21 protein-coding genes are annotated in these 19935 nt (G+C 63.9%); 7 read left to right on the top strand and 14 right to left on the bottom strand.

Translation table 11 applies throughout. The features are described 5' to 3' along the window. Positions 1–41 precede the first annotated feature (41 nt). The 3 genes from CAER_RS0116090 to CAER_RS0116080 are packed head-to-tail and all read right to left on the bottom strand — an operon-like array spanning position 42 to position 3093. Positions 42–1076 carry an ABC transporter substrate-binding protein gene (locus CAER_RS0116090; RefSeq protein ID WP_027236330.1) on the bottom strand — a complete coding sequence of 345 codons (1035 nt, stop codon included), beginning with the start codon at positions 1074–1076 and terminating at the stop codon, positions 42–44. Further along, the gene (locus tag CAER_RS0116085) at positions 1046–2431 is read right to left on the bottom strand and encodes a sensor histidine kinase (protein WP_027236329.1); all 1386 of its coding nucleotides are present in this window, start codon (positions 2429–2431) and stop codon (positions 1046–1048) included. Before CAER_RS0116085 ends, CAER_RS0116090 begins: the two co-directional genes overlap by 31 nt. After that, the gene (locus CAER_RS0116080) at positions 2428–3093 is read right to left on the bottom strand and encodes a response regulator transcription factor (protein WP_027236328.1); all 666 of its coding nucleotides are present in this window, start codon (positions 3091–3093) and stop codon (positions 2428–2430) included. Before CAER_RS0116080 ends, CAER_RS0116085 begins: the two co-directional genes overlap by 4 nt. 117 nt (positions 3094–3210) lie before the next feature. Between CAER_RS0116080 and CAER_RS0116075 the strand changes: the two genes are divergently transcribed. The 3 genes from CAER_RS0116075 to CAER_RS0116065 all read left to right on the top strand — a co-directional run bounded on the left by CAER_RS0116075 (position 3211) and on the right by CAER_RS0116065 (position 6450). After that, positions 3211–4194, top strand: coding sequence for a tripartite tricarboxylate transporter substrate binding protein (locus CAER_RS0116075; protein WP_027236327.1), 984 nt, complete (start codon positions 3211–3213; stop codon positions 4192–4194). 242 nt (positions 4195–4436) lie between these two features. After that, positions 4437–4931 carry a tripartite tricarboxylate transporter TctB family protein gene (locus tag CAER_RS0116070; protein WP_027236326.1) on the top strand — a complete coding sequence of 165 codons (495 nt, stop codon included), beginning with the start codon at positions 4437–4439 and terminating at the stop codon, positions 4929–4931. A gap of 1 nt (position 4932) precedes the next feature. Further along, positions 4933–6450, top strand: a complete 1518-nt coding sequence (locus CAER_RS0116065) for a tripartite tricarboxylate transporter permease (protein ID WP_027236325.1) — start codon at positions 4933–4935, stop codon at positions 6448–6450. A gap of 130 nt (positions 6451–6580) precedes the next feature. On the opposite strand, the gene CAER_RS0116060 is transcribed toward CAER_RS0116065, so the two are convergent. From CAER_RS0116060 to CAER_RS0116050, 3 genes are all read right to left on the bottom strand, one after another. After that, complete coding sequence (locus tag CAER_RS0116060) at positions 6581–7246, bottom strand: acyl-homoserine-lactone synthase (protein ID WP_027236324.1); 666 nt, start codon at positions 7244–7246, stop codon at positions 6581–6583. Positions 7247–7307: 61 nt separating this feature from the next. Further along, positions 7308–7943: a helix-turn-helix transcriptional regulator gene (locus CAER_RS0116055; protein WP_084299561.1), complete on the bottom strand. Its 636-nt coding sequence runs from the start codon at positions 7941–7943 to the stop codon at positions 7308–7310. Between the two features lie 197 nt (positions 7944–8140). Beyond that, positions 8141–8497, bottom strand: a complete 357-nt coding sequence (locus CAER_RS0116050) for a helix-turn-helix domain-containing protein (RefSeq protein ID WP_245597372.1) — start codon at positions 8495–8497, stop codon at positions 8141–8143. A gap of 286 nt (positions 8498–8783) precedes the next feature. Here CAER_RS0116050 and CAER_RS0116045 point away from each other — a divergent pair, with 286 nt between their 5' ends. Continuing rightward, positions 8784–9107, top strand: coding sequence for a hypothetical protein (locus CAER_RS0116045; protein WP_027236321.1), 324 nt, complete (start codon positions 8784–8786; stop codon positions 9105–9107). Positions 9108–9274: 167 nt separating this feature from the next. On the opposite strand, the gene CAER_RS0116040 is transcribed toward CAER_RS0116045, so the two are convergent. The 7 genes from CAER_RS0116040 to CAER_RS0116010 form a co-directional block, all read right to left on the bottom strand. Then, the gene (locus CAER_RS0116040) at positions 9275–10195 is read right to left on the bottom strand and encodes a nucleoside hydrolase (protein WP_027236320.1); all 921 of its coding nucleotides are present in this window, start codon (positions 10193–10195) and stop codon (positions 9275–9277) included. A gap of 16 nt (positions 10196–10211) precedes the next feature. Next, positions 10212–10895: an aminoacyl-tRNA hydrolase gene (pth, locus tag CAER_RS0116035; RefSeq protein WP_027236319.1), complete on the bottom strand. Its 684-nt coding sequence runs from the start codon at positions 10893–10895 to the stop codon at positions 10212–10214. A gap of 76 nt (positions 10896–10971) precedes the next feature. Then, complete coding sequence (locus tag CAER_RS0116030; RefSeq protein ID WP_027236318.1) at positions 10972–12213, bottom strand: NAD(P)/FAD-dependent oxidoreductase; 1242 nt, start codon at positions 12211–12213, stop codon at positions 10972–10974. Positions 12214–12352: 139 nt separating this feature from the next. Then, positions 12353–12988, bottom strand: a complete 636-nt coding sequence (locus CAER_RS0116025) for a 50S ribosomal protein L25/general stress protein Ctc (protein WP_027236317.1) — start codon at positions 12986–12988, stop codon at positions 12353–12355. A 136-nt stretch (positions 12989–13124) separates the two neighbouring features. Beyond that, on the bottom strand, positions 13125–14291 hold the full coding sequence (locus CAER_RS0116020; RefSeq protein WP_027236316.1) for an alpha-hydroxy acid oxidase: 1167 nt from the start codon (positions 14289–14291) through the stop codon (positions 13125–13127). A 195-nt stretch (positions 14292–14486) separates the two neighbouring features. Beyond that, positions 14487–15278: a tryptophan synthase subunit alpha gene (trpA, locus tag CAER_RS0116015; protein WP_027236315.1), complete on the bottom strand. Its 792-nt coding sequence runs from the start codon at positions 15276–15278 to the stop codon at positions 14487–14489. A gap of 105 nt (positions 15279–15383) precedes the next feature. Continuing rightward, complete coding sequence (locus tag CAER_RS0116010) at positions 15384–15881, bottom strand: acyloxyacyl hydrolase (RefSeq protein ID WP_027236314.1); 498 nt, start codon at positions 15879–15881, stop codon at positions 15384–15386. Positions 15882–16087: 206 nt separating this feature from the next. Here CAER_RS0116010 and ychF point away from each other — a divergent pair, with 206 nt between their 5' ends. From ychF to CAER_RS28085, 3 genes are all read left to right on the top strand, one after another. Next, complete coding sequence (gene ychF / locus CAER_RS0116005) at positions 16088–17185, top strand: redox-regulated ATPase YchF (protein WP_027236313.1); 1098 nt, start codon at positions 16088–16090, stop codon at positions 17183–17185. Between the two features lie 174 nt (positions 17186–17359). Then, positions 17360–17737: a DUF2237 family protein gene (locus tag CAER_RS0116000; RefSeq protein WP_027236312.1), complete on the top strand. Its 378-nt coding sequence runs from the start codon at positions 17360–17362 to the stop codon at positions 17735–17737. A gap of 29 nt (positions 17738–17766) precedes the next feature. Continuing rightward, complete coding sequence (locus CAER_RS28085) at positions 17767–18111, top strand: lysozyme inhibitor LprI family protein (protein WP_051357790.1); 345 nt, start codon at positions 17767–17769, stop codon at positions 18109–18111. A gap of 72 nt (positions 18112–18183) precedes the next feature. On the opposite strand, the gene trpB is transcribed toward CAER_RS28085, so the two are convergent. Continuing rightward, positions 18184–19443, bottom strand: coding sequence for a tryptophan synthase subunit beta (gene trpB / locus CAER_RS0115990; RefSeq protein WP_027236311.1), 1260 nt, complete (start codon positions 19441–19443; stop codon positions 18184–18186). Between the last annotated feature and the right edge of the window lie 492 nt (positions 19444–19935).

Here is a 19935-nt window from a genome sequence, read left to right as displayed (position 1 = left end):
CGTGCCGGACGGCCGTATTGGCCTCGGGCACTGCAGCAGCGTCATTGCTTCCGCACCGCACTGAACCATTCCGCCATGAAGCGGCGGCGTTTTTCGGCGTCCAGATAGACTAGCAGGCCCGGGCCCAGCTGAATCGGCCGTTTCGGGCTGGCGCTGTCCACAAAGGCGACCGGCGGCTGCCTGAAGGGGTAGTTTTCCGCCGGCGGCTGCAACCAGGCCGCGGTTGCCAGATGGTCGGCAAAGCTCCGTGCCAGCCCTGGCTGCCGTCCGCCCCTCAGCAGCACGGCAGAGCGCATCATCAGATGGGTGTAATCCTCCGGGTCGATCACAATGATCTTGTCCGCCAGATCCCGCCGGGCCCGCGCATAGCTGCCCAGGACGTTATAGGCCACCAGGATCTCCCCCGACGCGACACTTTCGATCATGCTGGAAGAACAGCAGAACAGCTTCGGATCCAAACCGCCGATGACTTCCATAAGCCGCCAGTAGGTTTCCGATGTGCGCGCATCCTGGGTCGCAAACAGATACCCCAGCCCGCTGAGGGACACATCATACGTGCCCACCTTGCCGCGGAACCGTTCCGGCTGCGCCCGCAGCAGCGAAATCAGGTCCTGCCGTGTGCGCAGGACCTCCCCGCCGGAAAAGGCTGCCGCCGACACGACGATGGACGCGGGCTCCAGGGAAAAGGCAAACACATGGCCGCGCCACTCGCCCCAATCCGGGATCAGCGCGGTCGATGCGGACTGATGCGGCCGGGTGAAACCGTCATTGGCCAGCTTGGTCTGCAGATCCATGGCCGAGGACAAAGCAACGTCAAAGGGCTCCTCCCCCTCCAGAACCGCCTTCATCACCTCGCTGCTGTTGGCGACAGTGTACTCGATCGCCACCCCCGGACGGTCTTCCAGAAAGCTGCCGATCAAAGGCGCCAGAATGGCCGTGTCCGTGGTGGAAATCACCCGCAGGACGGTGCCGTCCTCAGGGCCGATCCAGTGCCGTTCCTCCACCTCGAACCCGGTGGCCGCTGCCGCGGCAAAGATCAGACTAGTCAGGAAAGCGGAAAACAAAGTGTAACGCACGCGCCTGCTCCTGTCTGGCTGTTTTCGATAATCAGGCGGCCGCCGTGGGCCTCCGCCACCTCGCGGGCGATGGTCAGCCCCAGCCCCGAACCGATGGTCTCCCCGGCATTGGCGCCCCGGACGAAGCGGCGGGTCAGGGCTTCGGTGTCTTCACCGCCAAAGCCGCCCGCCTCATCCTCCACTTCGATACAGGCCTCCTTGCCAGCGCTGACCGTGCGGATCCATACATCCCGTTCCCGTCCCGAGTATTTGATGGCATTGTCCAGAACATTGCGGACCGCGTTTTGCAGCAGGATCGCGTCGCCCTTGATGGTGGCATCACCATCGCTTTGGAAATGCAGGGCGATATCCTTAAGCTCCGCCACCGGCTGCAGCCGCTCGGCCAGGTCGCGCGCCAGCGCGGTCAGGTTGACCTCTTCCTGCTCCAGGCTGTCGGTGCGGAACGACACCATGGCATGATCCAAGAGCTGCCCGGCCGCGCGGGAGCTTTCGTCAATGGCGCGGATCATTTCGCGCAGGCTGGCCCGGTTGTCTTCTTTCTCCACCCGCATCAGGGTGACCTCCGCCTGGGTGCGCACCGTCGCCAGCGGCGTGCGCACCCGGTGCGCGGCTTCGGCGATAAAGTCCTCGGACCGGGTCAGCGAGGCCTGCAGGCGTCGGATGAAGCTGTTGAGCGAGGACACCAGCGGCGACATTTCGGCCGGCACCGGACGGGTCACGGGGCGCAGATCCTTGGGGCCGCGCCGCGAGATCGCTTCGGTCAGCGACCGCAGCGGGGTGATGCTGGACTGCGCGGTCCAGACCGCCAGGCCCGAGGCCAGCACAAAGAACCCCACCCCCAGAAAAAGCGCGGAGCGGAACAGCTGCGCCAGCAAGGCCGCCTGGCCGGCGCGGGTCTGCGCAACCGTCACCTGCACCGCCACCGGCGCGCCCTGCGCCGACAGGCGGCGCGATACCGTCACCGCCCGGATCGTCTCGTCCTTGTATTCAGCGGTCTCGAACAACGGCTGCCGCGGCTGGGCCGGCTGGCCGCCTGCAGGCAGATCAGCGTACCCGGTCAGCACCCCTGCGGGGCTTGCGATCCGGTAGAACACCCGGTCGTCGCTGACATTGCCCAGCATCGACAGGGCGGCATAGGGGATGTCGGCCGTGAGCTCCCCAGATTGCACCGAAACGGAGTCCAGTATCGAGGTTGCCGAGGCCAGCAGGATCCTGTCGTGGCTTTCCACGGCAACATTGCGGACAAACCCCAGCACCGCGAAAAACAGGACCGCCGCCAGCAGCGCAGCACTGCCCAAAAGCTGCAACAGCAGGCGGCGGCGCAGCGAGCCGCTGACATTGACCGCCGCGCTCATTCCAGGCTCAGCCGGTAGCCCAGGCCGCGCACCGTGGTGATCTGCACCCCGGACCCGGCCAGATGCTTGCGCAGCCGGGCCACATAGACCTCGATCGCGTTTTCCGAAACCTCCTCATCATAGGAAAACAGCCGGTCGACCAGGTTCGGTTTGGAAAAAATCCGGTCCGGCGCATTCAGAAACACCTCCAGCAGCCGCAGTTCCCGGTTGCGCAGCGTGATGGTCCTGCCGCCGGCGGACAGCGTTCCCGCCATCGGGTCAAACTGCAGGTTTCCGAATCGCCTCAGGTTGGAACTGCCGCCGCCGCGCCGCCGCAGCACCGCCCGGCAGCGCGCCTCAAGCTCGGAAAAATCGAACGGCTTGGTGATGTAATCGTCGGCGCCAAGGTCCAGCATCCCGACCCGGTCAGACACCTCGGAGCGGGCCGTCAGAACAATCACCGGGGTCTCCTTCCGGTTCTCCCGATGGCTCTTGAGGAAGCTGCGCCCGTCCCCGTCCGGCAGCATAATATCCAGTAATATCAAATCGTAATCCGTCGTGCCGGAAAACGCCGAGGCGGTGCTCACATCCGGCGCATGATCCACAACATGCCCATCCAGCCGCAGACGGTCCAGAATGGCCTTTGCCAGGCTTTCGTTGTCCTCAACCAGCAGGAAGCGCATCGGCGCGGCTCCTTTCGAAACGGTCCCCCGCGGTCCCGTGACAGGTTTGTGTCAGCTTGCTGTGCTCCCTTTCAGTCATGAGCGGCTTGACCGCGATTTGTCAAATGGGAGGACAACATGAACAAATGGACCCTGACCCGCCGCGCAGCGCTGGCGGCAACAGCGGCAGCACTGGCGTTTGCCACCCCGTCCTGGGCCGAAGAGCAGGTGGTCGACGGCATCCACTTCCTGATCCCCGGCGGCGCAGGCGGCGGCTGGGACGGCACCGCCCGCGGCACCGGCGAAGCGCTGACCGAAGCCGGGCTGGTGGGCAAGGCGTCTTATGAAAACATGTCCGGCGGCGGCGGCGGCAAGGCGATCGGCTACCTGATCGAAAACGCCGCCAGCAACCACGGCACGCTGATGGTGAACTCCACCCCGATCGTGATCCGTTCGCTGACTGGTGTGTTTCCGCAGAACTTCCGCGATCTGACGCTGGTGGCGGGCACCATCGGCGACTATGCGGCCATCGTGGTGGGCAAGGACAGCCCGGTCAATTCGATGGAGGATCTGCTGGCCGCCTACAAGGCCGACCCCCGCGGCACCGCGGTTGGCGGCGGCTCGGTTCCGGGCGGCATGGACCACCTGGTTGCGGCGATGGTGATGGAGGCCGCAGGCGAGGACCCGACAGCGGTGAAATACATCCCCTATGACGCCGGCGGCAAGGCCATGGCGGCGCTGCTGTCCGGTGAGATCGCTGCGCTCAGCACCGGCTTCTCCGAAGCCATCGACCTGGCCAATGCGGGCGAAGTCAAGATCATCGGGGTAACCTCGGAGGAGCGTGTGGACAGCTACCCGGACGCGCCGACGATGAAGGAACAGGGGCTCGACACCACTTTCGTCAACTGGCGCGGCTTCTTCGCCGCCCCCGGCCTGCCCGAGGACAAGCTGTCCGCCTATCAGGAGGCACTGGCCAAGATGTACGATACCCCGGAATGGGAAGAGGTCCGCGCCCGCAACGGCTGGGTCAACATCCATAACAGCGGCGATGATTTCCGCGCCTTCTTGGAGAACCAGGAACAGGCCATCGGCGATCTGATGAAAAAGCTCGGCTTTCTCTGATTCCTGGGCAACCGCGGGGGCTTTGCCCCCGCACCCCCAGGATATTTGCGGCCAGAAGAAACCCGCCCCAAAACAGCCGTCAACTGATTGCCTACCGCGCCCGGCGGCGCAGCAATACGTGTTCAGAGCGCGGACTTTAGCCCTTCTTCTGGCCGCAAATATCCTGGGGGAGCCGCGCAGCGCGCGGCGGGGGCAGCGCCCCCTTCCTGTCCCATAATACTTTCACAATACCGGAGGAGAACATGGCACTCGACCGCTGGATTGCCCTGGTCATTCTGATGATCTGCCTTGCCTACGGCTATGCGGCCTTCTTCACCATGGATGCCGCCCTGCCGCCCTTCATGAAACGCAACCCGGTCTGGCCCAGCACCTTTCCCAAGGTGCTGTCGGTGATGGCCATCCTGGCGGCCATGTACGTGCTGCTGGGCTTTGAAAAGGGCGCTGACGACCCGAAACCGATGGACATCAACTACCGCCGCCTGACGGAGTACAAGCTGGGCCAGGCGCTGGCGCTCTTGGGGCTGATGGCGGCCTACGCGCTGCTGCTGCGGCCCGCGGGCTTCCTGCCAGCCACCGTAGTCTTTCTGGTGGCCGGCGCCTGGGTGCTGGGCGAGCGCAAGCTGCACATCCTGCTGCCGGTGGCGGCCGGGGCGGCGGGCGTCGTCTGGTACCTGGTGCAGGAAGTGCTCGGCATCTTCCTGAGCCCCTGGCCCGCAATTCTGACAAACGGAGGCTGACATGCTCGAAGGCATCATGGTCGGGCTGGGAACGGCCTTTTCGCTCACCAATCTTCTGATGGTCATCGGCGGCTGCCTGATCGGCACCTTTATTGGCATGCTGCCGGGGCTGGGGCCGATGTCGATCATCGCCATCATGATCCCGGTGGCGATCTCCATCGGCGACCCCTCGGCCGCGCTGATCCTGCTGGCCGGAGTTTATTACGGCGCGATCTTCGGCGGCTCCACCTCCTCGATCCTGATCAACGCGCCCGGCGTCGCCTCCACCGTGGCGACCAGTTTCGACGGTTACCCCCTGGCCCGCCAGGGCAAGGCCGGCAAGGCGCTGACGGTGGCGGCCATCGCGTCCTTCTCGGGCGGCACCATCGGGGCAATCCTGCTGATGATCTTCGCCCCGGCGCTGGCAACCGTGGCGCTGCTGTTCCATTCGGCCGAATACTTCGCTCTGATGGTGGTGGGCCTGTCGGCGATTGCCGCCTTTGCCGGCTCCGGCCAGGTCGGCAAGGCGCTTCTGATGACGCTCCTGGGGCTGATCATGGCCACAGTGGGCGAAGGCGCGCTGTTCAACATGCCGCGCTTCACCATGGGCATCATGGACCTGCAGTCGGGCTTCGGCTTCATCACCTTGGCAATGGCGATGTTCGCCCTGCCCGAGGCAATGTATCTGGTGCTGGACCCCTCCCGCTCAAACTCCGGCAGCGGCAGCAGCGAGATCAAGGACCTGCGCATCACCCGGGACGAGGCCAAGGCGATCGCACCGGTGATCGGGCGCCAGTCGATCCAGGGCTTCCTGATCGGCGTGCTGCCGGGCGCGGGTGCCACCATCGCCTCCTTCCTCGGCTATGCGGTAGAGCGCAACATCGCCCCCAAGGAGGAGCAGGAACAGTTCGGCAAGGGCTCTGTCAAAGGGCTCGCCGCACCGGAAAGCGCCAACAATGCCGCCTGCACTGGCTCGTTTGTGCCACTGCTGACGCTGGGCATTCCCGGCTCCGGCACCACTGCGATCCTGCTGGGGGCGCTGATCGCGCTCAACGTCTCGCCCGGGCCGCGGCTGATGGTGGATGAGCCGCAGATCTTCTGGGCGGTAATCATCTCGATGTACTTGGGCAACCTGATCCTGCTGATCCTGAACCTGCCGCTGATCCCCTATATCGCCAAGGTCCTGGCGGTGCCGCGCAACTACCTGATCCCCTTCATCCTGTTCTTCACCCTGATGGGGGCCTACATCGGCCAGAACAACGCCACTGAACTGCTGATCCTGGTCGGCCTCGGCATCTGCGCAACGGTGCTGCGGTTTGCGGACTATCCGCTGGCACCGCTGCTGATCGGCTTCATCCTGGGGCGGATGCTGGAGGACAACTTTGCCCGCTCGATGCAGCTCTATGACGGGCTGGGTTTCATCCTGGAGCGGCCGATGACCCTTGGCCTGCTGGGCCTGGCCCTGATCCTGGTGGTTCTGCCCAGCTACCGCGCCCGGCGCGCCCGGCTGCGGGCCGGAGGCGCCGCCGACGCGGACTGATCCCTGCCGGGATTGCCCCTGCCTGCCCCGGCAGCGCGGGCGGGCAGGCAGGACAAGGCGGCGCTGCCGGACAAGGGATTTGCCCGGCAGTGCCGATTGTGTTCAAGGCCGCCTGTTCCGGACGGCCCCGTTACGCAGCCCCTTGCAGCGCAGGCTCCGGACCGAAGCTGGAAACAGGCGAAACGTAGAAGGCTGCCAGGTCCTGGTTCACCGCAGGGTCGCAGGCCATCAGAAACGGCCGGTACTCCCGCCCGTCGTCATCGCAGACATAGCGGGCCGCCTCCCTGCGGACAGCGTAGCCGAACCGCCGCAGCAGCAGCCCCAGGCTGCGCGGCGACAGCGACATCATCTCAGACGCACCAAGGCTGGCGGCCGCCTGGCACAGGCCGGCAACCACCAGCTTGGTTTCGATGGACGGCTGCGCGGCGTCGGCCCGGGTTTCGTCCATGACGAACCGGGTGCATTCCCATGTCCGCCCGGTCTCCGGGTACTCGCTCAGCAGGCCGCCCGGTATGCCCTGGATTTTGCCGTCCCTGGCATCCTTCAGCATATAGCTCCAATAGCCGTCGCTGCCGCCGCAGGACGCGGCACGCGCCCCGGCAATGATCCGGCTGCCCTGCGTGACAATTGAATAGACGGCTCCCGGGCGGTCGTACTGGTCCTGCTCGAAGGTTCCGTCGTGGTCCAGGCCCCAGCCCAGTTCATCCACCAGCTTCTGCTTGCGCAGGGCAAGAAAGCCCTGATACGCCGCCTTGAAACCGGACCGCTGCTCGTAAGAAAAAATATGTAGATGCATGACGCTCTCCTTTTTGCAGCGCCATGATCGAAGGCTCCCAGCCGTTTGGAATCCTGAACTGTCAGATCAGTCCGAATTTTATTACTTGTGATATGAGCTGAGCGCTTGTTTTAGCCTCCAGCGCTTGCATCGCCGTCCGCCGCCGTGCTCTGACCGTTTCCAGTTTGACGCCCAAATTCTCCGCGATTTCCTGATCTTTGCAGCCGTTGCACATCATCCTCAGAACATCTTTAACGGGAGCCGTGAGGGTGATTGAATTCGACGGCTCATATTCCAGTGCGTGCAAAGCATAGAGGGCTGCCCGGGCGATCCGCAGCTCCTCGTTGTTCCATTCCGGGCCGGAACAGCTGAGCACGGACACCCGCCCGTCAGCGCTGATCGCCAGGGTGTTGCCGTGCACCAGCCCGTAATTCGCGGCATCTTCGAAAAACGTCCTTGAAGACGGAAACAGCCGCTCCAGCTCCTTCCAGGTGACCCAGCCCGTGCTGCTCAATCCGAACTGAATGGTCGGGTCGGCCAGCAGGTAGGCCTGGTCGACATACCGGTCCACCCAGCGCTGCGCGTAGGTGCTGTGGACAAAGACCGGTTCGACCCCGTCGAAGCCCACACCGATGGAATACCCGCTCTCGGAAATTTCATCCAATGACCTTAAAAGAATGCCGCGAATATCACTTCTCATATTGTAATCCACACGCATAGTATGCAACCAAATATTACGATACCGCAAAAAGCGATTATCACAAATGATAAATTTTAAACCTGGGCTGGACTATGCAAAGAGAGAAGATCACCGCGGCGACCCTCGAAGTGCTGTTGCGCACGGTTGCCAAGGCCAACCAGGAAAGGCCCCGCCAAGGAACCCACCTGTTTGAGCGTATTGTAGAAAGGATAGAATCAGCGCGCGCGGGCGCTGCTGATGAGACGGTTAACTAGTTTTGCGTCATCTTCGGTCAGGTCTGCAGCCTTGTCCAACACGCTGCGGTCATCCGCATTCGGCTCATCCGAAAACAGATAAGCCATATCGATATTGGCAACTTCACAGATCCGGATGATCCGGGCCACTGTAGGATTAAAGCGGCCGTTCAGAACTTTGCTGACGTACTCCGGATTGTTGCCCGCAGCTTCAGAAACCTCGTCATAGTCAAGCCCCCGGATGTCCAGCGCCTGACGCAGCCGCTGCCTCCAAAGCTCAATGCCGCCATCTGCACCCAGATGTGTTTTTCCACCGTTTTCACTCATGCCCAGAAGCATACACAGAACTATAGTTCCTGCAAATAGAATTATAAGTCGATATACGAAAGGATGAGGTGCAGCAATTTGGAATACAGCCCTCAGAATCCGATTTACACCTGCTTGTTGATAGAACTATATTTCTATCGCGCCGATATGCCGGAGACCGCGATGACACGCAGAACCTCAAACACTCAACGGAGCAGGCTGCGCCGCGCAGGTTTCCTGAACAGGCCCGTCGGCCCCGCCGGCAGCAGCTTGGTAACGCCGCCCTGCCTTATCTGATGACGCTTGGAGATTTGCTCAAATGAACGCCAGCAGTGCGCCCCTCCCTGAAACGCAGACGGAACGCATCCGGGCCGTGATCGCCGCAGCCCAGGACTACGCCCAAGCACGTGAAGCCTTTGATGCTGCCTCCGAAGGGCTGGAGCGTTCGCGCCGCCAGGACAGCAGCTTTGCCGGCCAGCACCTGGATGAGCTTGACGCCGCCGCCGATGCCATCGGCAAGACACAAGCGCGGGTTGCGGACCTTGTCGCTTCGCTGGCCACTGACGGCTCTCTGGAAACGCTCAGCAGGCTTCTGTCAACCGAAGCCGCCTTCCCCGGCAAACCGCGCGGCAACGGCGCCTAGGGCCGCATCCGGGGCCGCTTCCACCGCATGGCCGCCGGCCGCCCCGGTGGAGGGAGCAGCAATTTCCAATCCCCGCGGCACCAGCCCGCCAGCCGGGGAGCACGGCCGAACCGGCTTACCTGCAGAAAAACGCCCCCAAGCGCAGAGCCGGGATTGCGGTCATCGCTTTACGGCAGCAGCGTCAACCGCTTCAGGAACAGCGATTTCACCCTGTCAGCTTCTACCGTCATGCAGACTTTCACCGGGTCGCGCCCGCTGTCCGGCGCGGCCAGCGTAGCGCCGGAGGTCTCGCCCCCGCAGGAGACTTCAAGCGGCACATCGCGCATCCCGAACAGCTCAGGATGGGTGCAGGCGATCACCGCCGCCGGGTCATGCAGCGAGCAGCCGTTCTTGCCCGCGACCTCCAAGTAGAACTTGAGATAGAAATACGACATCTCCTGCAGCATGCCGCCCAGCTCAGGCGACTTGGCCGCAATCGCCTCGAAGTCCTCTGCCGTGCACAGGATGCGGTGGGTGACGTCCAGGCCGACAAACACCACTTTTTCCCCGCCTTGGCAGACCACATCCGCGGCGTGCGGATCGTGATAGATATTGGCCTCGGCATGGGGCGTGATATTGCCGCCCTCCTCCAGCGAGCCTCCCATCACCACGATGGATTTGACGTTTTCAATGAATTCCGGGTCGCGCTGCATGGCCAGGGCGATGTTGGTCAGCGGGCCGATCGGGCAGACCACCAGCTCCCCCTTGTGCTCGCGCGCCATGCGGCACAGGAAATCCGCGGCGTCCTCCTCCAGCGGTTTGCCCTTGGGCTCTGCCGCCGGGATGTCGCCAAAGCCCTCGTCCCCGTGTACATGGGAGGACGGTTTGAATGGCGGCAGCACCAGGGGCGCGGTGGCGCCAGAGGCCACCGGCACATCCAGCCCGGCCGCTTCCAGGAGGCGCAGCGCGTTGCGGGTGGCTGTCGCGGTGGTCACATTGCCGAAGATCGTGGTCAGGCCCAAGAGGTCAATGTCCGGCGCCGCGGCGGCATAGAAGATCGCCATGGCATCGTCGATGCCCGGGTCGGTGTCGATAATCAGTTTCACCATCTGCCTGTCTCCCGGCTTACTTGAACTTGTCCATCAGTTTTTCCAGCGGCGAGCGGGTGTCCGGCGCCACCTCTTCGCTGGCTGCCTTCTCCGCCTTTGCCTCTGCCTTGGGCTTGGTGGCGGAGCTGCGCGGCGGCGCCACGCGCAGGGCAACCGCATTCATGAACTTGCCGCCATCGCCCTTCGCCAGCTCTGCCGCGCCGTCGGAAATGCCGCGCATCAGGTCATCCAGCCAGCCCTCGTCCGCCTTGGGGAAGTCGCGCAGCACATAGCCCGCGACCGCGTCCTTGTGGCCCGGATGGCCGATCCCCAGCCGCACCCGCGCGTAATCCGCGCCGATGTGCGAATGGATGGAGCGCAGGCCGTTGTGGCCCGCATGGCCGCCGCCCTGCTTCATGCGCGCCTTGCCCGGCGCCAGGTCCAGCTCGTCATGCAGCACAACCACATCGGCGGGCGTCAGCTTGTAGAACCGCATCGCCTCCCCCACCGACTGGCCAGACAGGTTCATGAAGGTCTGCGGCTTCAAGAGCAGCACCTTTTCGCCGCCCAGGACCCCTTCGCTGATCAGCGCCTGAAACTTGGACTTCCAGGGACTGAACCCATGGTCCGCAGCAATCTGATCCAGCGCCATGAATCCGATGTTATGGCGGTTGCGCTCATATTTCGGGCCAGGATTGCCAAGGCCGACAAAAAGTTTCATGGGCGGTGCTCAATCTGCGTTTCAGGGAAACCGAGTGATGCCCTATTTGGGCCGCGGAATCCAGAGGCCCGCGCCCTCAGGCAAAGGCCCGGTCTGCCGCAAACGGCGCCAGATCGACATTGGGCTGGCGGCCTTCCGCCAGATCCGCGATCAGCCGCCCGGTGATGCCGCTCAGGGTCAGTCCGATGTGCTGGTGGCCAAAGGCATACAGCACCCGGTCCGTGTGCGGGCTGGGCCCGATCACAGGCAGCGAGTCGGGCAAGGTCGGGCGGTAGCCCAGCCATTCGCTGCCGGGCGGAGGCAGCGGCCCCAGCATCTCTGCCCCCTTGCGGGCGATATAGGCCAGCCGGCGCCGGTTCGCAGGCGCCTCCAGCGATGCAATCTCCACCGTGCCGGTCAGGCGCAGGCCCTGCGCGTGGGGCACCGCGTAAAATCCCGCCTCGCCCCAGCCGACAGGCCGCGTCACCCGGTGCGCCTCGCCTTCATACATCAGGTGATAGCCGCGCTCAGTGCCCAGCGGCAGCTTGTCCGTGCCCGCCCCCTTGATGCGTTTCGAGAAGGCCCCGCCGGCAATCACCGCCCGGCCCGCCGTCAGGGTTTGGCCCTCTGCCCGCACTTCGACCCCGTTAGCGGAGGCCCGCACCGCCTCCACCGGCGCCTGCAGTGTTGTGCCGCCCAGCTCCGTAAAGGCCCGGTGCATCCGGGTGATGAACTCAAGCGGGTCGCGCAAATGCCGGGCGGCATGGAAATGCACCGCACGTTTCACCGGCAGGCGCAGGCCCGGCTCCATCTCCAGCGCTTCGTCCGGACCGACCTCGCGCCAGGGCACCCCCAGCGCGCGGCGCTGTTTCAGATCCGCCGTGGCCGCCTCCGCCGCCGATGCCGTGGACCAGACGGACAGCTGGCCGCGCTCCACCACCAGATCCTGGGCCCCCGCGGCCTCGATCAGCGGGTTGATCCCGGCATCGGCATGGGCCATCAGATCCGCCAGATGGCCTGCAATCCGGCGCGAGGGGCCGCTGCGGCAATTGGCCAGAAAGGCCAGCATCCAGCGCGGATTGCGCAGCGCATGGGCATACGACAGCGACAGCGGGCTGTCCTTGGAAAACATCAGGCCGGGCAGGCCCGTCAGCACTGAGGGGCTGTTCACCGGCAGGCAGGCATAGGTCGCAAGCGTGCAGGCATTGCCATAGCTGGCACCCGACCCCGGCGGATTGGGATCCGCCAGCAGCACCCGGTGCCCGCGCATCTGCGCCCACAGCGCGCAGCTCATGCCCACTGCGCCTGCGCCTGCAATGGCAATATCGTAATCGGCCATGCCCTGCTCCCGTTTCTTCAAACCGAAATGGGGCAGCGGCGCCTGGGAAAGTCAATCACTTGCGGACCGCGCGCCGCACAAAAGAAAACGGGCCCCCGGATGGGAGCCCGCGAAACCGATACCCGACTGGGTGCGGTTCTTATTGTTCGACTTCAGTCGCTTCGACTTCTTCGCCCTCTTCGCCGTCCTCATCAGCAGCGGCCAGGCCGCCCGGGGATGCGATGTTGGCGATCACGAAGTCGCGGTCGATGGTCGGCTTGGTGCCTTTCGGCAGCTCGATCGACGAGATGGTGACAACGTCGCCGATGTTCAGGCCAGCCATGTCGACAACCAGCTTCTCGGGGATGTCGCCGGCGGTCACAACCAGCTCAACCTCGGGACGCGTCACGTTCAGCATGCCGCCCTTCTTGATGCCGGGCGCTTCGTCCTCGTTGATGAACTCAACCGGGATGAACAGGTTGATCTTCGAGGTGCGGCGCAGGCGCATCAGGTCGAAGTGGGTCGGCAGGTCCTTGACCACATCGCGCTGCACGTCGCGGCAGATCACGCGCACGTCGTCGTGGCCGTCCACTTTCAGGTTCCACAGAGTGGACTTGAACTGGCCGGCTTTCAGCTTTTTCAGCAGTTCGTTGAACGGGATCTGGATCGCGACCGGATCCACGTCACCGCCATAAACCACACCCGGAACCATGCCTGCGCGGCGCGCAGCGCGAGCGGCGCCCTTGCCTGTCCCCGCACGTTCCTGGGCTACGAGATCAGGAATCTCTTTTGCCATCTTAATTCTCCAATATGACTATCGGGGTGCCTCCAAGGCTGTCACCCCGCGTGAAGCCGTGCCTATAAACCGGATGCCGCTGTTTGGGAAGGGGGCAAAGCCCGCGGAACGCCCCCTGCCCGGGTGTCCAACCACGTTATTCCTGCCAGCGGCCGCCGAAATCCTCGGGGATCAACAGATTATGGCGGCCCAGGCCATCGACAGAGCGTTCGCCGCACAGCGCCATGGTGGTGTCCAGCTCCTTGCGAATCACGTCCAGCGCAGCGGTCACGCCCTGCTGCCCCATGGCCCCCAGGCCATAGACAAAGGCACGCCCGATCATGGTGCCTTTGGCCCCCAGCGCCAGCGCCTTCAGCACGTCCTGGCCGGAACGGATACCGCTGTCCAGATGCACCTCGACGTCATTGCCGACGGCATCCATGATCTCCGGCAGCATCCGGATTGAGCTCAGCGCCCCGTCCAGCTGCCGCCCGCCGTGGTTGGAGACCACGATGGCATCAGCCCCCAGCTTGGCCGCCATCCTGGCATCTTCGGCGTCCAGGATTCCCTTCAGGATCACCTTGCCGCCCCACATCTCCATCAGCTTTTCGACCTTGCCCCAGTCCAGCGCCGGGTCGAACTGCTCTGCCGTCCAGACCCCCAGCTGCGAGGTGTCGGAGACCCCCTGCACGTGGCCCACGATATTGCCGAAATTACGCCGCTTGGCGCCCAGCATCTCGATACCCCAGGCCCATTTGGTCATCAGGTTGGCAATGGTTCTGGGCGTCAGCTTCGGCGGCGCCGACAGGCCGTTCTTCAGATCCTTGTGGCGCTGGCCCAGGATCTGCAAATCCAGCGTGATCACCAGGGCGGAGCATTTGGCATCCTTGGCGCGCTGGATCAGGCGGCGGATATAATCCTCATCCTTCATCGTATAAAGCTGGAACCAGAAGGGTTTGGAGGTCGCCTCCGCCACTTCCTCGATCGAGTTGATCGACATGGTGGAGAGCGTGAACGGCACCCCGAATTCCTCAGCCGCCTTGGCCGCCTTGATCTCGCCGTCGGCGTGCTGCATCCCCGTCAGCCCCACCGGCGCCAGCGCCACCGGCATCGCCACATCCTGGCCGATCATTTGGGACGCGGTGGTGCGTCCGGTCATATCCACCGCCACCCGCTGACGCAGGCGGATCTGCTCAAAGTCCGAGGTGTTCTCGCGGAAAGTCTGTTCTGTCCAGCTGCCGCTTTCGGCATAGTCATAGAACATCCGCGGCACGCGGCGTTCATAGATGCGCTTGAGGTCGTTGATATTGGTGATCACCGGCACCGGACTGTCTCCCGCTTTCGTTTGGTAAAGTTTTTTTACCAATCCGGCCCGGCAAAAGCAACGCTGCCTTTGCCGCACCCCTAAAAATGCAAAAAACCGCACCCGAAGGCGCGGTTTCCTCAACTATTGCCGCATCTTGCACTCGGACCGCCCGGCCCTCCCCACGAGAGGGTGCCGCCCGAAGTGTTTTGAAACTCAGCCCTTATGCGCGCCGTCCGCGAGGGACTTCACAAACGCCAGCACCTCCTCCGGCGACTTGCCCGACGCGATCTGGCTGACGATGGCACTGCCCACCACCGCGCCATCAGAGATCGAGGCAATGTTTTGCGCTTTCTCGGGCGTGTTGATGCCAAAGCCCACGATGATCGGCAGGTCGGTCGCCGCCTTGATGCGGGCGACCTCCGGGCCGACGTCGCCGGCCTCAGCCTCTGCCGCGCCGGTGATGCCGGTTATCGAGACGTAATAGACAAAGCCGGAGGTGTTCTGCAGCACCTTGGGCAGGCGTGCATCATCGGTGGTCGGGGTCGCCAGGCGGATAAAGTTCAGCCCCGCCTTCTGCGCCGGGATGCACAGCTCTTCGTCCTCTTCCGGCGGCAGGTCCACCACGATCAGCCCGTCGATGCCCGCGGCCTTGGCGTCTTCCAGGAATTTGTCCACGCCGCGGTTGTAGATCGGGTTGTAATACCCCATCAGCACGATCGGGGTGGTGTCGTCTTCCTTGCGGAAGTCGGCCGCCAGCTGCAGCGTCTTTTCCAGCGTCATGCCGCCATCCAGCGCCCGCTGGCCGGCCAGCTGAATGGTCGGGCCGTCCGCCATCGGATCGGTGAACGGCAGGCCCAGCTCGATGATGTCCACACCGGCGCCCGGCAGCCCCTTCACCACCTCCAGCGAGGTCTCATAGTCCGGGTCCCCTGCCATCACATAGGTGACAAAGGCTTTCTTTCCGGCGGCGTTCAATTCAGCGAATTTGGCATCAATGCGGGTCATGGGCGGGCCTTGCTTTCAGGTTTCCGCCCCGGTGTGCCGAATGTTGCGCGGGAAATCAATCCCGCGCCGCGCGCCGGCCCCGTCCGGCCGGGCAGCCGCTGTGCCTCAGCCGCCCAGCGGGATGTGCCAGCGCAGGGTCAGCGAATTCACCCCGGGGTTATCATCCGCGGTCGAGGCGTTGGATTTGTGGCTGAACGCCAGAGACACTGCCCTGCCGTTGCGGAACCGCTTGCCCACCGCCACCAGGCTGCGGATTTCAAAGGTGGACCCCAGGTCGTTGGCCGCAGAGCTTTCGTGATAGGCTCCGGGCATCACGCTGGTCTCGATGAACCAGTCATTGTTCAGATCAATCACGCCGCTGATGCCGACACCGGCAAACACGTCGCCCGCCTCCTGCACTTCCAGCGCGGCGCCAAAGCGGGCCGACAGCCGCCCGCGCTCGTGGAACGGCGCGTGCAGGTAATCCACCGCGAACACCGCGCTGTCTTCCGCCGCATCCCGGTGATAGTCGGAATACCCCAGCCCCAGCGTCACCTCTTGGGCAGCCGCGGGCAAGGCCACCGCAGCCGACAGTGCCGCCGCCAGCAAAGCTGTCTGTTTCATTTCTAGCCCCTCGCAGAATTATTTATTTTGCTTAAAGATATTTTATTGCTGTGGTTTTCCAAGCCACCTCACGAAAAAGCAATATGAGGGCCCGCTGTGCAAAGCCGCACAGAAGGCGATTGTGGCGCTTTTGCCAGCCATACTTGGCTTGCGCGCACGTCCAATGCTGCCTAGAAGCAGCTCCCAAGTGGCATCAGGAGGCCGGAATGGGCTTTAAAATGGGAATCGTCGGCCTGCCGAATGTGGGTAAGTCGACACTGTTCAACGCGCTGACCAAAACCGCCTCGGCGCAGGCGGCCAACTTTCCGTTCTGCACCATCGAACCCAACGTGGGCGAAGTGGCGGTGCCGGACGCGCGGCTGGACAAGCTGGCGGCAATCGCCAAGTCGAAACAGATCATCCCGACCCGGATGACCTTTGTCGACATCGCAGGCCTGGTGAAGGGCGCGTCGAAGGGGGAGGGCCTGGGCAACCAGTTTCTGGCCAACATCCGCGAAACCGACGCCATCGCCCATGTGCTGCGCTGCTTTGAAGACGGCGACGTGACCCATGTGGACGGCCGTGTCGATCCGGTGGCCGATGCCGAGGTGATCGAGACCGAGCTGATGCTGGCGGACCTCGAAAGCATCGAGAAGCGCCGCGCCAACCTGGTGCGCAAGCTGAAGGGCAACGACAAGGAAGCCCAGCAGCAGGACCGCCTGCTGGCTGCCGCGCAGGCGATGCTGGAAGACGGTAAGCCCGCCCGCCTGGTCGAGGTCGACGCTGAGGACGCCAAGGCCTGGAAGATGCTGCAGCTTTTGACCACCAAGCCGGTGCTTTATGTCTGCAACGTGGGCGAGTCGGAATCGGTCGAGGGCAACGAGCACTCCGCCAAGGTGGCTGAAATGGCTGCGGCGCAGGGCAACAGCCATGTGATCATCTCGGCCCAGATCGAAGAGGAAATCAGCCAGCTGGACGCCGATGAGGCCCAGATGTTCCTGGAGGAAATGGGCCTGGAAGAGGCCGGCCTGGACCGGCTGATCCGCGCAGGCTACGAGCTGTTGCACCTTGAGACCTATTTCACCGTCGGCCCCAAGGAGGCACGCGCCTGGACCATCCGCACCGGCACCGCGGCGCCGCAGGCGGCGGGCGTCATTCACGGCGATTTCGAAAAGGGTTTCATCCGCGCCGAAACCATCGCCTATGACGACTTTGTCGCCATGGGCGGCGAGCAGGGCGCCAAGGAAGCCGGCAAGATGCGGGCCGAGGGCAAGAGCTATATCGTCAAGGACGGCGACGTGCTGCATTTCCTGTTCAACACCTGATCTGCAGCGTCCGCTGGAATTTCAACCGCCCGTCAGCCCTGCTGGCGGGCGGTTTGCTTTTTGCAGCCGCCTGCGGCAAGGCTGTGCAAGCGGGACCGCTGCCGCCGGAAATCCCGGGACGGGCGGCGCAATCGCACTACAGTTACATGTGCACGCAGCGAGGGCGGGTGATCCATGGAAAAAGACGACAGTATCAACGTTCTGGGCGGACCGCTTGCGCCCTGCTCCACCGCGCCGGTGACCGGCTTTTTCCGCGACGGCCATTGCAACACCTGCGCCGAGGACCAAGGCAGCCACACCGTTTGCGTGGTGACCACGGCAGAGTTCCTCGCCTTTTCCAAATATGTCGGCAATGACCTGTCCACCCCGCGGCCGGAGTTCGGATTTGCGGGGCTGCAGCCGGGCGACCGCTGGTGCCTGTGCGCGGCCCGTTTCCTGCAGGCCGCGGACGAGGGCTGCGCCCCCAAGGTGCACCTGGAAGCCACCCATATGCGGGCGCTGGAAATCGTGCCGCTGAGCATTCTGCAAAGCTACGCCGCCGACCCGGCCTGAAACCGCCCCGCCCGTCAAAGGAGGCCGCGATGAAGCGCATACTGATCCTGCTGGCTGCGCTCAGCCCCGCCGCAGCAACCGCCCAGCCCCACTGCAACGGGCAGACCCAGATCGACGCCAATTTCTGTGCCATGGAGAAATGGGAGATCGCCGACCGGGAGCTGAACCGGCTGTGGAACCAGGTAAAACCGGCGGCAGATGCCCGCGGCACCGGCCCGGCCCTGCTGGCCGAACAGCGCACCTGGCTGAAACGGCGCGACGCCACCTGCGGGCCGGAGCAAGCTTCCGGCGGCAGCGCGGCGCCGATGTTCTATTGGTCCTGCATGGAGCAAGAAACCCTGCAACGCAATCAGGTGCTGCGCTCGCTGCGGTAGCCCCTGAAAAATGAAAGGCCCCGGAAATCCCGGAGCCCATCTGATTGATGCACAGGCGGTGCGGCGCCTGCATTATTCCTCGAAGGTGCGCCCCTCTTCGGTGTCAGACATGTCAAAGCCAAGGTGCTTGGCGACGGTGAACACGTCCTTGTCGCCGCGGCCGCACATGTTCATCACGATGATGTGGTCCTTGGGCAGGTCCGGTGCGATCTTGGTCACATGGGCGAGCGCGTGGGAGGGCTCCAGCGCCGGGATGATGCCCTCGGTGCGGCAGCTGAGCTGGAACGCCTCCAGCGCTTCCTTGTCGGTGATCGAGACATACTGCGCGCGCCCCGACTCATGCAGCCAGGAATGCTCCGGCCCGATGCCCGGGTAATCCAGGCCCGCGGAGATGGAATAGCCTTCCTGGATCTGGCCGTCAGCGTCCTGCAACAGATAGGTGCGGTTGCCGTGCAGCACGCCGGGACGGCCGCCGGTCAGTGAGGCGCAGTGCTGAATCCGGTCATCCACGCCTTTGCCGCCTGCTTCGACCCCAATGATGTTCACCGACGAATCGTCGAGGAACGGGTAGAACAGGCCGATTGCATTGGAGCCGCCGCCGATTGCGGCAATCACGGTGTCCGGCAGGCGGCCTTCGCCTTCCTGCTCGGCCAGCTGCCAGCGGACTTCCTTGCCGATGATCGACTGGAAATCGCGCACCATCGCCGGGTAGGGGTGCGGGCCGGCCGCAGTGCCGATGCAGTAGAAGGTGTCGCGCACATTGGTCACCCAATCGCGCAGCGCGTCGTTCATCGCGTCCTTCAGGGTGCCGCGGCCGGAGGTGACCGGCACCACTTCGGCGCCCAGCAGACGCATCCGGAACACGTTCGGCGCCTGGCGTTTCACGTCGTGGGCGCCCATGTAGACGATGCATTTCAGCCCGAACTTGGCGCAGACGGTGGCGGTGGCCACGCCATGCTGGCCCGCGCCGGTTTCGGCGATGATGCGGGTCTTGCCCATGCGCCGCGCCAGCAGGATCTGGCCCAGCACGTTGTTCACCTTATGCGCGCCGGTGTGGTTCAGCTCGTCGCGCTTCATATAGATCTTGGCGCCGCCCAGTTCCTCGGTCAGACGCTCGGCATGGTACAGCGGGCTGGGGCGGCCCACATAATGCTTCCACAGATCGTCCATCTCGGCCCAGAAGGAGGGATCGTCCTTGGCCTTGTTGTATTCTTCCTCAAGGCTCAGGATCAGCGGCATCAGGGTTTCGGACACAAACCGCCCGCCAAAGATGCCAAAACGGCCGTTTTCGTCCGGACCGTTCATGAAGCTGTTGAAAAGATCGTCGGCCATAGGTGTTCCCTCACTTTCGCAGCGCCCGCAATGACTATAGCGCGGCGGGGCCTTGGTAAAGGGGGCTCTGCGCAAGCCGCTTGGTCCGGCTTAGGGCCCTGCCCTGCCGGTCTTAGCTGTGTATTGCTGTGGTTTGCTGCCGGTCCTGCTGGTCAACAGGTTAGGGATGGCGGCGCCGCCAAGAGGCGGAGGCGGGACGGGAGGTTCCTCCCGCACGCTGAACGTTGTCTCTGCGTGCCCTTGCCAAAGGGCCCTGTTCCAAAGTGCCGGGGGTGTCAGGCCCGGCGGTGACCGCGATCAGGAGGGATCATGGCATCTGACGCCTAAGATCACGTGAGGACGGCGTCCGCAGAGGGTGCAACACCCTGAACGGTGCGCTGCCGGGCAGCGGTTGCGCAGTGAGTATTTCAGGAAAGATGAAGCCGCGGGCCCGGTGTTTCATCTTTCCCTAAATACTCAATATCCGCCCTTGCAGCCCCCGCAAAAGCCGCG

It is taken from the genome of Leisingera caerulea DSM 24564 (assembly GCF_000473325.1).
Taxonomy (GTDB): Bacteria; Pseudomonadota; Alphaproteobacteria; order Rhodobacterales; family Rhodobacteraceae; genus Leisingera; species Leisingera caerulea.
The sequence above is the reverse complement of the archived record's forward strand: the minus strand, read 5'-3'. Positions and strand labels throughout refer to the sequence as shown.

Excerpts from the sequence above, each read along its gene's own strand:
- CAER_RS28085 (WP_051357790.1), top strand. The coding sequence starts at position 17,767 with ATGAAGCGCATACTGATCCTGCTGGCTGCGCTCAGCCCCGCCGCAGCA.
- CAER_RS0116045 (WP_027236321.1), top strand. The coding sequence starts at position 8,784 with ATGAACGCCAGCAGTGCGCCCCTCCCTGAAACGCAGACGGAACGCATC.
- trpB (WP_027236311.1), bottom strand. The coding sequence starts at position 19,443 with ATGGCCGACGATCTTTTCAACAGCTTCATGAACGGTCCGGACGAAAAC.
- CAER_RS0116085 (WP_027236329.1), bottom strand. The coding sequence starts at position 2,431 with ATGAGCGCGGCGGTCAATGTCAGCGGCTCGCTGCGCCGCCGCCTGCTG.
- CAER_RS0116060 (WP_027236324.1), bottom strand. The coding sequence starts at position 7,246 with ATGCATCTACATATTTTTTCTTACGAGCAGCGGTCCGGTTTCAAGGCG.
- CAER_RS0116080 (WP_027236328.1), bottom strand. The coding sequence starts at position 3,093 with ATGCGCTTCCTGCTGGTTGAGGACAACGAAAGCCTGGCAAAGGCCATT.
- CAER_RS0116065 (WP_027236325.1), top strand. The coding sequence starts at position 4,933 with ATGCTCGAAGGCATCATGGTCGGGCTGGGAACGGCCTTTTCGCTCACC.
- pth (WP_027236319.1), bottom strand. The coding sequence starts at position 10,895 with ATGAAACTTTTTGTCGGCCTTGGCAATCCTGGCCCGAAATATGAGCGC.
- CAER_RS0116025 (WP_027236317.1), bottom strand. The coding sequence starts at position 12,988 with ATGGCAAAAGAGATTCCTGATCTCGTAGCCCAGGAACGTGCGGGGACA.
- CAER_RS0116075 (WP_027236327.1), top strand. The coding sequence starts at position 3,211 with ATGAACAAATGGACCCTGACCCGCCGCGCAGCGCTGGCGGCAACAGCG.
- CAER_RS0116030 (WP_027236318.1), bottom strand. The coding sequence starts at position 12,213 with ATGGCCGATTACGATATTGCCATTGCAGGCGCAGGCGCAGTGGGCATG.
- CAER_RS0116070 (WP_027236326.1), top strand. The coding sequence starts at position 4,437 with ATGGCACTCGACCGCTGGATTGCCCTGGTCATTCTGATGATCTGCCTT.
- CAER_RS0116040 (WP_027236320.1), bottom strand. The coding sequence starts at position 10,195 with ATGGTGAAACTGATTATCGACACCGACCCGGGCATCGACGATGCCATG.
- trpA (WP_027236315.1), bottom strand. The coding sequence starts at position 15,278 with ATGACCCGCATTGATGCCAAATTCGCTGAATTGAACGCCGCCGGAAAG.
- ychF (WP_027236313.1), top strand. The coding sequence starts at position 16,088 with ATGGGCTTTAAAATGGGAATCGTCGGCCTGCCGAATGTGGGTAAGTCG.
- CAER_RS0116000 (WP_027236312.1), top strand. The coding sequence starts at position 17,360 with ATGGAAAAAGACGACAGTATCAACGTTCTGGGCGGACCGCTTGCGCCC.
- CAER_RS0116055 (WP_084299561.1), bottom strand. The coding sequence starts at position 7,943 with ATGCGTGTGGATTACAATATGAGAAGTGATATTCGCGGCATTCTTTTA.
- CAER_RS0116050 (WP_245597372.1), bottom strand. The coding sequence starts at position 8,497 with ATGCTTCTGGGCATGAGTGAAAACGGTGGAAAAACACATCTGGGTGCA.
- CAER_RS0116010 (WP_027236314.1), bottom strand. The coding sequence starts at position 15,881 with ATGAAACAGACAGCTTTGCTGGCGGCGGCACTGTCGGCTGCGGTGGCC.